The sequence below is a fragment of the Shewanella sp. ZOR0012 genome (assembly GCF_000798835.1).
Taxonomy (GTDB): domain Bacteria; phylum Pseudomonadota; class Gammaproteobacteria; order Enterobacterales; family Shewanellaceae; genus Shewanella; species Shewanella xiamenensis.
The window spans coordinates 3,537,788-3,551,006 of the sequence record NZ_JTLE01000094.1 but is presented as its reverse complement, the minus strand read 5'-3'; the positions used below and the strand labels follow the sequence as shown (position 1 = coordinate 3,551,006).

The 13,219-nt window shown below is 43.7% G+C and carries 9 protein-coding genes; 2 read left to right on the top strand and 7 right to left on the bottom strand.

Annotation, left to right across the window (positions count from 1 at the left end; translation table 11 throughout):
- Positions 1–220 precede the first annotated feature (220 nt).
- From thrS to L976_RS17135, 6 genes are all read right to left on the bottom strand, one after another.
- Positions 221–1,420 (bottom strand): threonine--tRNA ligase, encoded by a 1,200-nt coding sequence (gene thrS, locus L976_RS17160; RefSeq protein ID WP_241406944.1) that lies wholly within the window; start codon positions 1,418–1,420, stop codon positions 221–223.
- Positions 1,421–2,173: 753 nt separating this feature from the next.
- On the bottom strand, positions 2,174–2,602 hold the full coding sequence (locus tag L976_RS17155) for a DUF3192 domain-containing protein (RefSeq protein WP_037416564.1): 429 nt from the start codon (positions 2,600–2,602) through the stop codon (positions 2,174–2,176).
- Positions 2,603–2,712: 110 nt separating this feature from the next.
- Entirely contained in the window at positions 2,713–3,495 is a 783-nt protein-coding gene (gene xni / locus L976_RS17150) for a flap endonuclease Xni (protein ID WP_047538689.1), read from the bottom strand.
- 14 nt (positions 3,496–3,509) lie between these two features.
- Entirely contained in the window at positions 3,510–4,865 is a 1,356-nt protein-coding gene (gene ppnN, locus L976_RS17145) for a nucleotide 5'-monophosphate nucleosidase PpnN (RefSeq protein WP_037416570.1), read from the bottom strand.
- A gap of 56 nt (positions 4,866–4,921) precedes the next feature.
- A complete protein-coding gene (locus tag L976_RS17140; RefSeq protein ID WP_037416573.1) occupies positions 4,922–6,478 on the bottom strand; it encodes a GGDEF domain-containing protein in 1,557 nt (518 codons plus the stop codon).
- Positions 6,479–6,627: 149 nt separating this feature from the next.
- A complete protein-coding gene (locus L976_RS17135; RefSeq protein WP_047538686.1) occupies positions 6,628–8,790 on the bottom strand; it encodes a tetratricopeptide repeat protein in 2,163 nt (720 codons plus the stop codon).
- Between the two features lie 140 nt (positions 8,791–8,930).
- Between L976_RS17135 and L976_RS17130 the strand changes: the two genes are divergently transcribed.
- Positions 8,931–10,742, top strand: coding sequence for a M61 family metallopeptidase (locus L976_RS17130; RefSeq protein WP_047538682.1), 1,812 nt, complete (start codon positions 8,931–8,933; stop codon positions 10,740–10,742).
- A gap of 181 nt (positions 10,743–10,923) precedes the next feature.
- On the opposite strand, the gene rdgC is transcribed toward L976_RS17130, so the two are convergent.
- Complete coding sequence (gene rdgC, locus L976_RS17125) at positions 10,924–11,838, bottom strand: recombination-associated protein RdgC (protein ID WP_037416582.1); 915 nt, start codon at positions 11,836–11,838, stop codon at positions 10,924–10,926.
- 292 nt (positions 11,839–12,130) lie between these two features.
- Here rdgC and L976_RS17120 point away from each other — a divergent pair, with 292 nt between their 5' ends.
- Positions 12,131–13,099 (top strand): porin, encoded by a 969-nt coding sequence (locus L976_RS17120; protein ID WP_047538678.1) that lies wholly within the window; start codon positions 12,131–12,133, stop codon positions 13,097–13,099.
- Positions 13,100–13,219: the final 120 nt, after the last annotated feature.

The window sequence follows — 13,219 nt, the reverse complement described above, 5'->3', positions numbered from 1 at the left end:
TTCTATAAGGGATACGGAACATGCATCGTGCGCTGAGTCTTGTTACTTCAGGCTTTGGTGCCAGATTACACGCATGCCTTACGCCACATAGATTCCGGCAGAATGTAGCACTATTAGGATCAGTTATTTAGAGTACTATTAGACAAAGTAACAAAATGAATAAAAGGCTAGCGATGGGATCCATAGCTAGCCTTAGATAACAAACACCACCTTCCTTAGGCTATTGTTTGCGCACTAGTTTATCCGCGAGATAATCAGCTAATTCAGAAAGAGGGACGTGAGTAATAACGTTATCTTTACGGCACTTAACTGAAACCCTATGTTCAGCCTCCTCCTTATCCCCAACCGTTAAGATATAAGGCACTTTTTGTTTGTGAAACCGTTTCATTTTGCGAGCAACTGAGTTTTGGCTGATATCAACCAGCACTCGCATCTCTCGTGCTAAACATAGTTCGACTAACTGACGGACAAATTGGCTGTTTGACTCATTTACTGAGGCAATAGCAACAGGTACAGGATGCAACCAATCCGGCAGGTTACCCTGTGAGACTTCCAAGAGAATCCCTAGCCAACGCTCGATAGAGCCATACATAGCTTGGTGCATAATCACTGGCCGTTCGCATTCCCCTTGTTCATTGATGTAGTGAACATCGAATCTTTCAGACAAATTAAAATCAAACTGGATAGTGCCACACTGCCAGCGTCTTCCCATAGGATCTGTCAGTGACAGTTCAATTTTAGGACCATAGAAAGCCCCTTCACCAGCTTGATACTCGGCATCGAAACCCTCAATCTGACAGGCTGAATCCAATAGCTTTTGTGCTCGGCACCATTGCTCATCGCTGCCTAATGCCTTCTCAGGTTTAGTCGATATTTTTACGTCTAAATTATGGTAGCCGTAATCAGCATAAACCTGTTTTGCCCGTTGAAGAAAACCACGTATCTCCTCCTCTGCCTGAGACCAACAGCAAAAAACATGGGCATCATCCTGAGTGAACTGGCGTGCGCGCAGGCAACCATTTAACGAGCCAGAGGATTCATTACGGTGCACCAAGCCAAACTCAAATAGTCGCAGTGGCAAATCTCTATGGCTATGTACTCCGCGCTTAAACAGCAAAATATGGGCAGGACAAGACATGGGCTTTAACACATATTCATCGATGTTTTCCTTTCCGCCACCGAAAAACATGTTCTCTGCAAACATGTCCATATGCCCAGACGTTTGCCATAACGCCTTCTTCATAAAAACAGGCGTGTTCACCTCCTCAAAACCATTGCGGCGATACACGCGCCTCATGTGCTCTTGAATATCTCGGAATAATGCCCAGCCATTTGGGTGCCAAAAAATCATGCCTGGTGCCTGTGGTTCGGAGTGAAACAGGTCAAGTTGTTCTGCAATTTCGCGATGTGTTTTCATCATTCTCTCCTGAGTTAAATCTGAGCGAAATACAAAACCAAGGTATAAAAAAACCCTCTGGCGATATCGCTCAGAGGGTTTTTTTAAAGACGCAAAAAACTACCCCCCGAGAATTCTCGTGGTGGTAGTGGTGGTGTTAATTGCGCTTGCGTATATTTTGTTCATGCGCCAGTAATAACAAATCATCGCTATCGCGGCAAGCATTTTGTTTAGAAATACAGAGTATCGCGTTAGCTTCTAGTCACTGCCTCCCATAAAACATAGAGGCATAGCACATCAAGCCATTCTGCTAAGTCATCAGGCATTGGGGCCGTTGGATCACTTTTTAGAGCAATGTATTGAGTTTCGAGTTCGTCATGTCGAGTCGCAAATGAACCTGAATACTATGTGGATCATTACTAAAATTAGGTCAACCCCACAGCACCGAACAGTACAACTTGAGTCGCAGATAAATTGAAAAGGGGCAATTGCTTTTTAGCTGAACGACCGCTAGAGGGATAGTTAGGATTGGCATTGTTGTACCTGTGACCTTTTAAAACATCTAGGTTTTAGTAGAGCCCTTATGGATGCTTCTTGTGAAATAACAGGGTGGCGTGTCACAGGGGAAAATGACGCACACCTGACGATAAAGTTCTCTCGCTTTCAAGCTGTTCTGTAACATAAATGGCAATGTATTGATTTACATTGCCATTTTTGGAAATAGCTTAATAAGCTTTTGATATTTAGCTTAGGGATGATGGTGATATCAGAGCAAAATCAATTTTTGCTTGAGCTTTCGACCTCTTTGGCGGTGCGGCTAACAATATCTGTGCCGGCTTCGAGATACTGTTTATAGGTATCATCGCCCCAGGCCACGAGTTTATTGTCTTTAAAAATCAGCGGGGTGCATTCTTCTTTGCTGGTCACGCCATCGGATTTTTCATGGTGAGTACGATAAAAGAGCACTTGTAGCTGGCTATCCTTAAGGGATTTGGCCTCTGTAAAATCGGCCTTACCAAATAGGGTTTTGACGGCGGAAATATCTTGCCCGAGTGTTAAATCGTTTAATTTCTGGCTGTTATAGACTTGCCTATCTTCCCAATCCATTTCATCTGGAGTGGGCTCATATACGAGCACCACTACGGCGACGAAGGCGACATAGGCGGCAAATATGCTACCAATAATAACCGAGGTTTTTGATTTCATTGAATCTAATTCCTTTGCATATCCAATGTGTTATTTGGCAAATGAATAAAATACGCCTTTGATGACCTGAGGTAAACGGCTTTATTGCAACTTAGTGTTAACAAGAGGCGCTAGTCGACGGGTGGCGTATGAATAGGGCTATTGACCCGAAAATCTTTTAAGTTGATGTTTAAGGGTAAATCGGTTTGTAGTTGGGCTAACTTATAACTGAGGCGTGCTATATCTCGGCCTTCTGCCAATTTTTTTGCTTGTTTGGCGCCGAGATTGGACAAAGAGGAAAACAGTGTCGCTAAGGTTCTAAAGGTTCGGAGTAACTCGGCGGCCGATTTAGGGCCAATACCTGCGATACCGGGGATTTTATTGCCGCTATCACCAGCCAGTGCCATTAAATCGAGAAATTGGTTGCGATCGACTCCCAGTTTTTGTTCAAGCTCAGCGATGTTGAGATATTGCTGATTAAAGTGATCCCACTGGCTGATCCGCGGATGATTGAGTTGGCTAAAACCTTTATCCGTCGACACAATAATGGCTTCACCTTGGGCTTTGGCGGTTTTCATTGCAAGGGTGGCGATAACATCATCGGCCTCAGCAGCGGCATAAATTGATTGGATTTGTAAACTGTTAAGGTGTTCTTGCAATGCCGTTAAGCCCGCCGCCAGTGGCTCAGGCATAGGTTTACGGCCCTTTTTATAATCAGGGTAGAGCTGTTTACGCCAAGAGATCTCATCCCCATCCCAGACGATAGCGACATGGGTTGGGTGGTGAATGCGCAGCAGTTTAGTGCAGGCGACACTCACACGCTCCGTTAAACTGTCCATATCGTTCTCATCTGGGATCGCCGCATAAATCCGGCGGACTAAGTTGAGACCATCGATAATTAAAAACTTATTCATTGGCGGTTTTTGTTTTACTTCACGATTTGATAGCAGGGAACATAAGCGCTTCCCGGCAGTTTCATCCTATGCTGGGCGACAAAGGCCCCCAGCAAATTATCCATCAACTCCATTAAATGCGGATCCCCTTTAATGTGGAAGGGACCTAATTGCTCAATTTGCTTGATGGTGTCAGATTTTACATTACCCGCTACGATACCCGAAAAGGCTTTGCGCAGGTTGGCTGCAAGCTCCGCTTTGTTGGTTTGAAAATGTAAATTTAAGTTTGCCATTACCTCATGGGTGGGAGTGAAGGGCAGTTGAAATTCTGGCTCAATTTTTAGCCCCCATTGATATTGGTAAGCATCTCCTGTGGCACGGCGATGGTTTTTCACTTGCTCCATGCCTTGCTTCATCACCCGAGCGACTTCGGAAGGATTATCAATAATGATTTGGTATTTTTGTTGCGCTTCAGGCCCTAAGGTTGCAGCGATAAACTCATCAATTTTAATAAAATAATCTGCGCTTTCGCTGGGGCCAGTTAATACCAGTGGGAAGGGCGTTTGTTGGTTTTCTTTATTGAGCAAAATCCCCAGTATATACAGCAGTTCTTCGGCTGTACCCGCACCGCCGGGGAAGATAATAATGCCGTGACCTAAGCGTACAAACGCTTCTAGGCGTTTTTCGATATCGGGCAAGATCACCAACTCGTTAACGATTTGGTTAGGCGGCTCGGCGGCGATAATACTTGGCTCAGTGAGACCAATATAACGAGCATTTTTAATCCGTTGTTTAGAGTGACCAATCGCTGCGCCCTTCATCGGGCCTTCCATTGCGCCAGGGCCGCAACCAGTGCAAATATCTAATTCCCTTAGGCCGAGTTGATAACCGACTTCACGGGTATATTGGTATTCGATGGCATTAATGCTGTGTCCGCCCCAGCAAACCACTACATTAGGATCTTTCATGGGCGCAATGGCGCGGGCATTACGCAAAATATCAAACACGACGTTAGTAATGTGGCTAGCATTTGTTAAATTGATATGTTTTAGGGTGTCGTATTTGTCGCTGATGTAGAGAATATCTCTGAGCACCGAAAATAAATGCTCTTGGATCCCAGTGATAATTTGGCCATCAACAAAGGCTTGTTCCGGTGGATTGATAAGCTCGAGCTTAACCCCGCGTTCACGTTGCAGTACATTGATGTCGAAGTCGTGATATTGCTCGAATAGTGCTTTAGAATTGTCGGTCTTTAAACCCGCGGCGAGTACCGCGAGTGAGCAGTTACGATACAGTTGATATAGGGCGCTTTTGGCGCTTTTTTTGAGGCGATCAACTTCAAGTTGTGAAAGCTGATCCATGCTGCCCTTAGGGCTGACTTTTACTATCATTTATCACTCCTTCGTATCGACAGGAGTGATAAGAAGCGACGTATAGTCTGACTTAGTTATACGTCAATCACGACCCTGTCTCTGCTTTCATGTTTTGCTTTGTAGAGTGCTGCATCGGCGCGCTCAAAGGTTTCGTGTATGAGCTCATTGCCCATGACTCGTGCAGCCCCTATAGATACTGTAACTGTAATCCGCTGATTTTTAAATTTAAATGGAATATTTTTTACTTTTTCTCTAACTCTGTTTAAAAGTTGAGCGATATCGTTATCGTCAATATCTGGCAAAATGAGCACAAATTCTTCACCGCCGTAGCGGGCGACAAACTCGGTATCCCGTAAAGAATTTTTTAATGCCATGGCGATGACCTGTAGGGTTTTGTCCCCGGTACTGTGGCCAAAACTGTCATTGATGCTCTTAAAGTGATCGATATCTGCAATCGCAATCCATAGCGGAGATTTATGACGTTGATAATTGCGATACTCAAGCTCCATGCGTTCTTCTAGGGCGGCACGGTTAGGTAATTGAGTTAGGCTGTCCAGCAGATTGAGCTTTTGTTGTTCGAAAAGTCGTTCTTTATAGGTATTGGCCTCGTTGCTCAGCTCGTTAAGCTCTTTGCGCATGGTTTCCATCGATTTACGCAGTAAGGCTTGCTCCCGTTGTTCTAAGGCTTCTTTGCGGGCGAGTGCGGAGCGAATCGAATTGAGCTGTTCGGTTAAACGTGCTTTGAGGTCGACAATATCGTCGGTATCGATAATGGCTTCACCCACATTATCGACTCGAGAATTGATTTCACGATTAAGCTGGGTTTTGAGTTGGAAACTACGCTGGTTGTGATTATAGGATTCACTAACGACTTCCCGCACTGCTGCTAAGGCATCGTTTAAGGCGTAGAGAAATTCCTGAGAGGCGGATTTTTCCCGTGCAATATTATCGAGCAGCAGGGATAAAATCGTTTGATAAGCCTCCAGTAAATTATCGATTTCAATATCGGATGCTAGCATTTCTTTAATGACAAGCACTTGATCACGTTGGTCTTTACGGAATTCAATTTCCGAGATCATTTGTGCCAACTCATGGGCGAGTTGTCTGTGCTTTGGTAACACATCTAACTTTTCAGTTTCATTAAACTGTTGCTGTAGGATGGTGTCGTAGAAGCCGATAATTTGTTTTACTTTAGGAATGTACTCCCACACCGTATGGAACGGTTTAGCGAGATCTTGCTTAAAGTAGTTAATTTCTTTTTTGAGCTTTTCTGGTACAGAGTTAACCCGTTGAATTTGGCGGACGACCTGTGCAAGCCCTGCGCGACTTTCTTCAAGTTGTACCATTACGTGGTGGTATTGGCCTTTTAATAGGCGTTCAACATCGACCAATTCAGGTAGGGCTTCATCGACTCGCTCAAAGGTATTTAAGTTATGGCGAAGTTTGGCAAGCTTATTATCCAATTCTAAGTTTTGACCTTTGCAGGCAAGACTTAAATGACCAATAAATTGGAGTAAAGTTTGTAACTTAGCATTTCTATCTTCATTGACTTCATCGAGGGCAAGTTTTGCCGAATGAAGTTTCTGTTGAAGTAATGCAAGTTGTGTAACAGTCGCGTTGGAATCCTTCATCCGGAGTATTTTCCTAACTCTGCAGGGCTAACAAGCAAGACGTCCTCTGTCCAGATTAGCGTTTAACTCATATGCTTCTAATGTTATAACAATGGTCGTAGAGTGCAAATTGCTTTGCTTGTACGATAGTGATTAATTGTCGATATTGATCAAATATTTTCTAACAAATGCCGATTTTGGTTATTTTCCCAGCAAGGCCATACAATATCTTCCTTTATCGCATTCGTCTCGACTCGGATCAGGCCGCGTTCAATACCTTTCTCTAAGTGCAAAAACAGCGGGTCGGCAAACAGTGTCGGTGGCACAAAATCTAATGCTCTGAGACTCACATAATAACAAGTGTCATTTGGCAAACTTCGTGCACCAGCGAGCGCCATTTGCACGGTTTCAAACAGCAATTTGGGGGCAATGTTAATCTCCGCTTTGGCAAGCAGGGGCAAATTGATAAAGCCGAGATTGAAACTAGGCGTAAATGCTTGTTTATCGAATTGCTGTTGAAGTTGTGTTAACACTTGCTGTGGTTCTACGGCCTCAGTAAACCTGACCGCAAATAAGCCTTGGCGGATCACATAGACGGGCATAAACAGACTATGGCTAATATGGTTTGTGAGCTGACGGGTCATAGTATTGGCAAAATATTGGCCGTGATTGAGGTCAGTCGATATATGGTCGCGAAATTCAATTAAAGCTAGCGCAGTGGTTTGAGAGCTAGGCGGGTTTAGCGTCAGATCGTTTAATAGTGCAGCATATCCCTTATGATGGGTAAAAGGTTCTTCTAAGCTTAATTGAAGCAGCGATGCGTTTTGCTGTTTGCTCTTGCGTCGTTGATTTAGTAAGAAGATAACTGCTATCACCAACAAGGTTATGATAAGACCACTAAATGCCAGGAATTGATTAGTATCCTTAGCGGTTTGAATGGCATCATTTAACTTGCTTTGAATCATATTGAGTTCTAACTTGAGCTGCTGTTCAGCAAGGACTGAAGCAGTGGCGCCAGGATCTTTAGCGGTGTCTTTTAATGAGTTGTTTAACTCAATAATCTTTTTTTGTGTGTTGATCACTTTGGCTTGATCTTGCTGTTTTTCTGCCGAAAGGGCGATTTGTGTCAGTGCTGATTTTTGCTCCTCTGGTAGATTTAAATCTGTCGCCAACGCTAAAGCGTTTTCAGCATGCCCCATCATCAACGGCCAATCTTGCTTGCCTTGAGCAATTTCACCAATCAGTAATTCGTTATAGACCAAGTAATGATGGCTTTGTTTTTCAGTGAATATTTTATTAGCCATCAACAAATACTTAAGTGCATTCACATCATCATTAAGATGCGAATAAGCTTGACCTAAATTGTGGAAATTAAGCCCTTGAGCGATGTAATTACCGCGTTTAGCATCGAGTTGCTGAGCATTAAGGTAGTAATCAATGGCGCGGTTCCAATCCCCTTGCTCACCATACACCATGGCAATAACTGTCATACAGCTGGAAAGATAAGTATCGTTTCCTAGCTTTTTAAATCCTGCTGCGGCTTCGTGGGCATTTTTTAACGCTTCATCCCATTGTTTTAAATCACGATACACCTTAGCGAGTTGTAACTGAAGATGCGTTTTCATTGACGGATAATTGGAGCGATTTGATAGTCGAATCGCTTCACTATAATGTTGCAATGATTTGGTTAGTTGTTGATTTTTATTATAGTAGTGCCCTAGTTTCGATTCGGCCGCCGCGATGAGGTAGTCGTTTCTGAGCTTATAAGCAATATCGCGATAAGTGTGAAAATGCATTAGTGCAGGTACATCTTGGCGAATAACCAAGTGCAGGCCACCTAAATGTTCATGGATGGTATGTTTTAGCAGCATAGACTCAATATCAACGCTTTCGCTGATCTGTGTCAGTGCTTCGTTATAAAAAGCTATCGCTTCTTGGTATTTTTGTTCGGTGCGGCCGATATAGCGCCCCTTTAGCATGGCGACAGTGGCTTGCTCGAAGGGCGTTTGCGCTATGCTTGCCAGAAGTTCGATTAAGTTGTTTGCGTCTTGAAAACCCACCTTGGTTTTGACATTGGGTTCCAGATTTAACCGTGCGAGGAGTTGCAGTATGTGCTCAAACTCATCACTGCTGTAGCCCTGTTCTTGGGCTGCTCGTTCGAATTGTTCACGGTTCTTAAAGGTGATAGGAAAAGAAATCGACTGATTAAGCCTGTCATACATTTTTTGTGGCGTTTCACGCAATTCTATTTCTTCAGCCTCAAGATCAACCGCCAATGTTTGAAAAGAAATAGATATTAACAAGGTCACGAAAATAACAATGAGTTTATGCATGTGTAGGTGGCCCTATATTCCCTAAGTCAAGGAACTTATTTTGTTAGCTTTTGTTAGCGCCTAATGAGGATGCTACATCGACTTGTTATACTTGGAAAAAATATAAGAAGCATAATAACAGAAGACGGAAGGAAGTCAGAGTGAAACCCAATAGATTATCTATTTTGGCATTAAGTGTATTAGGGTCGGCTAACGTATTTGCCGATGTGGATTACAAAATTGATTTAAGCCAACCCCAACATCATCTTGCACAGGTGAGTGTAACGTTTCCCGAAGCTAAAGCAGGTGAGTTAACGGTTAATCTTCCTGTGTGGCGTACGGGTAAATACCAAGTGTTACCACTATCTGATGGCGTGCGTTTATTCACGGCAAAAGACAGTAAGGGCAATCCACTCCCATGGAAACGCAGTGCTAGTGGCGAGTGGAAAATAGCCTTAGATAATCCAACCAATGTAACCGTGAGTTATCAACTTTACGCCAATGAATTAGGCCAGCGCGTGCGTCATATTGATTCAAGCCATGCTTATCTCGATGCCAGTGGCGTATTAATGTATAGCCCGCAATTTCGAGAAGACCCAGTAGCAGTACAATTAACCGTGCCCGAAAACTGGCAGAGTTATTCGGGCATGTCGTCAGGCAAAATGGCGCATTCATTTATTGCACCTAATTATGATGTGCTAATTGACTCCCCCATTGAAACAGGGGTGAGTACTCACAAAAAATTTAGTGCTAATGGCAAAGACTATGAATTAGTGTTTTGGGGTGAAGGCAACTACGATGCCGATAAGGTGGTGAAAGACTTAACCGCATTGAGTGGCCAAGCTAAAGCGATCTGGGATGATTATCCTTTTGATCGTTATGTTTATATGGTGCATGCCACCAGCGGTGCGGGCGGCGCGACCGAGCACTTAAACTCGACGGTTATTCAACTGCCGCGGTTTAGTTTTCGCGAGCGTAAGGATTACCTACGCTTTATTAGCACGGCGTCCCATGAGTTTATTCATACTTGGAACGTTAAAGCCTATCGTCCGGCAGGTTTGGTCCCCTACGATTATCAGCATGAAAACATGACCGAACTGTTGTGGATTGCCGAGGGATCAACTAGTTATTTCCAAGGGCAATTGTTGCTGCGCGCAGGAGTGATGACGCCAAAAGAATTTTTAGAAGACTTAGCCAAACGTATCGAAAAAAGCGAGCTGACACCTGGGCGTGAAATTCAATCGGTTGCCGAGGCAAGTTTAGGCGAATGGAGCAGTACGGGCGGCGATTATGCGATTAACCACAGTGTGAATATTTACTCCGAAGGTTATTTAGCCTCACTGGCGCTGGATTTCTCTCTGCTGACGGATTCGAATCTTGCCCATTCTTACCGCGACGTGCATCGTAAACTCTATCAGGATTACCGCGTACCTAAGGGGTACACTGTGGCCGATGTGCAGCAAATTCTGAAGGACTTATCGGGTAAGGACTATGGCCCATGGTGGCAAAGTCATGTGAATAGTCCACTGAGCCTTGAGTTTTCAAGCCTGTTGTCTCAGGCCGGATTAGTGATGTCCTACGGTAAAGACGCTAAAGCTGAGCCTTTCACTGGCATGACCTTAAGCAGCGAATATGGCTCTTTAGTGCTTGCCCAAGTATTGCGTAATAGCCCCGCCTGGCAGGCTGGTATCATGGCGGGAGACGAGATTATCGCGATTAATGGCTTAAAGGTGACCGCTCAAGGATTTGATAAGCGCATCAAAGACTTTAAAGTGGGTGATAAGGTCGAAATCACCTTATTTAACAACGATAAAATTAAGCAAGTGGCGTTAACCTTAGGTGAGAAACAAAGCGGCAAGCTAGTGCTCAAAGGCGATGTGAAGGCGACTAAACAGCAAAAAGCCTTCTTCAAGGCTTGGCTGGGCATCGATTGGCCGTTTGATAATAAGGGTGAGCTGCTGACGAAAAGTTAACTTGTTTGCGATTTGAGTGAGTGGGCTTTAGGTTGGCTTATTCGAATCACTACCAATGTGTTACTTCAGTCATAGAGACTAAAAAGGCGCCGCAGTGAACTGAGTCCAACTGCGGCGCCTTTTACTTTTCTAATATTGGCTAGGAAGGAGCCTTGGCCAAATACGATCAGCGTTTTAAGCGTTAAGCTTGAGTCTCTTCAATGCCACCCAATGCAGAAACCAGGGCATGCATTAGTGCGACTAATTCACTGCCCATTAAGGCAAAGTCAGCATCGAGGCGCGCCATCGGATCTTCATTACCCAACTCATCATTACCCGCTCTAAATTCTTCGGAGAATTTTAAGCGTTTCACACTGGCATCGGATTGCAGCAATAGCGCAATCGATTGGCCAAAGTGCAGGGCGAGCTTATGCACTTCTTTGCCGGTTTCTAGGTGGGCAAGTACTTCGTCTTCTTTTAGATCTTGCTGCTTAAAGCGTACTATGCCGCCTTCATCTGCGGCAGATTTCAGCTCAGCTTCATCTTGCATTTCAAAGGGTAATGGTGCGCTGCCATTTTTAAGCCATTCAGTTAATTGGCTTTCAATCGGTGCTTTAAAGCTTAATGGGATCACTGGTAAGCTACCTAAGGCCTTGCGTAATAAGGCTAATAATTCTTCTGCCTTAGTGGCGCTTGAGCTGTCAACGAGGATCATTTCTAGCTCAGGTAAAATCAGTGCGCGTGTTTGGCTGCGGCGCGAAAAAGCGCGTGGCAATAGGCTAGTGATGATTTCATCTTTTAGCGCATCTTTTTCTTTTTTGGCGAGTTTACGATTTTCTTCGTCTTCAATTTGTGCCACTTTTTCTTCTAATGATTCTTTAATTACTTGACCAGGAAGAATTTTTTCTTCTTTAGTGACACAGATTAGATGACGATTGTTGGCACTGTGCACTAAGGTGCTGCCCTGTTTACCTAAGGCATTGGAAAAACCAAATTTGCTGACGTCTTGGCTGCCGCACGGGGAAAATGTGAAATCGGCAAGTGCGGTTTCAAGTGCTTCTGTCTCGATGGAAAAAGGTTTATTGAAACGATAAAGAGTAAGATTTTTAAACCACATAAGATGCGCTCATTGGAAAAATAAAGTCGCAGTTTACGGCATAGTTGCGGCGGGGTAAACCTACCTGAAATCGTTAAATTTTGCCTTGGTTGCAGAATTCATCAAAATGTAACATTGAGAAAAACTTAGCTATAACCCTTGGTGTTAATGGGTTTTGTCTTTTGTAGGTGGTGCGGTTTTATGGTGGTAGTCCTAAGTTGTCACAATTGAAATAAAACTGAAACAGATTCATTGCAAACTTTCGGTCGTTCCAAACCAATAACCAAGACGAACATAACGTCGAAAGGATTAAATGATGAACGTTTTTTGTAAAACTCTACTTGCTTCTGCGCTAGCTTCTGCAACTCTGGCTTCTGCTTATGCCGCTGAGCCACTGACTGTTTATGGTAAGTTGAATGTTACCGCTCAATCAAACGATGAGAAAGGTGACGCTACAACAACTATTCAAAGTAATGCTTCTCGTTTTGGTGTGAAGGGTGATTTCGAATTATCAAGTTCACTTACTGCTTTTTATACTGTTGAGTATCAAGTAGATACTGGCAATGCATCAAGCGACAACTTTACCGCGCGTAATCAATTTGTTGGTTTAAAAGGCGACTTTGGTTCGTTCTCTGTTGGTCGTAACGATACTTTGCTGAAGATTTCTCAAGGTGATGTTGACCAATTTAACGATCTTTCTGGCGACTTAACAAAATTATTTAAAGGTGAAGTTCGTGCTGCGCAAACGGCAACTTACTTAACCCCTTCCTTTGGTGACTTCGTGTTTGGTGTCACTTATGTTGCGGAAGGTAATGATGTTAAAAGTCAATTTGCTCAAGATGGTTTCAGTGCTGCCGCCATGTATGGTGACGCTAAGTTAAAGAAAACCGCTGTCTATGCAGCCCTTGCGTACGATTCCGATGTGTCTGGATATGAAATCGTGCGCGCTAGCTTACAAGCCAAGTTAGCTGGCATCAAGTTGGGTGGTATGTATCAGCAGCAGGAACAAACGTACAAATACAATGCAACAACGGGCGAACCAGTTGAGGTGTCTGCAGACAGTGCGACTGGCTACCTGTTAAGTGCTGCTTATGATATCAATGCTGTGACATTAAAAGCTCAATTCCAAGACATGGAAGACTTAGGTGATTCATGGTCAGTGGGTGCGGATTACAGCTTAGGCAAGCCGACTAAAGTGTTTGCTTTCTATACCAACCGCTCTTTAGAAGCGAATACAGATGATGATAAATACATCGCTGTTGGTTTAGAACACAAGTTCTAATCTCAGTATTAAGATTGAATTAAGGAAGCTTCGGCTTCCTTTTTTATTGCGATAAACAAACAGTTATATAAACTTAATATGACAATTAGCGCTACTATATAGCTTGTACGGCACACTTAT

What these genes read in the sequence shown, in the direction of transcription:
- thrS (WP_241406944.1), bottom strand. Translation starts at nt 1,420, where the DNA reads ATGATGAAAACACATCGCGAAATTGCAGAACAACTTGACCTGTTTCAC.
- L976_RS17155 (WP_037416564.1), bottom strand. Translation starts at nt 2,602, where the DNA reads ATGAAATCAAAAACCTCGGTTATTATTGGTAGCATATTTGCCGCCTAT.
- xni (WP_047538689.1), bottom strand. Translation starts at nt 3,495, where the DNA reads ATGAATAAGTTTTTAATTATCGATGGTCTCAACTTAGTCCGCCGGATT.
- ppnN (WP_037416570.1), bottom strand. Translation starts at nt 4,865, where the DNA reads ATGATAGTAAAAGTCAGCCCTAAGGGCAGCATGGATCAGCTTTCACAA.
- L976_RS17140 (WP_037416573.1), bottom strand. Translation starts at nt 6,478, where the DNA reads ATGAAGGATTCCAACGCGACTGTTACACAACTTGCATTACTTCAACAG.
- L976_RS17135 (WP_047538686.1), bottom strand. Translation starts at nt 8,790, where the DNA reads ATGCATAAACTCATTGTTATTTTCGTGACCTTGTTAATATCTATTTCT.
- rdgC (WP_037416582.1), bottom strand. Translation starts at nt 11,838, where the DNA reads ATGTGGTTTAAAAATCTTACTCTTTATCGTTTCAATAAACCTTTTTCC.
- L976_RS17120 (WP_047538678.1), top strand. Translation starts at nt 12,131, where the DNA reads ATGATGAACGTTTTTTGTAAAACTCTACTTGCTTCTGCGCTAGCTTCT.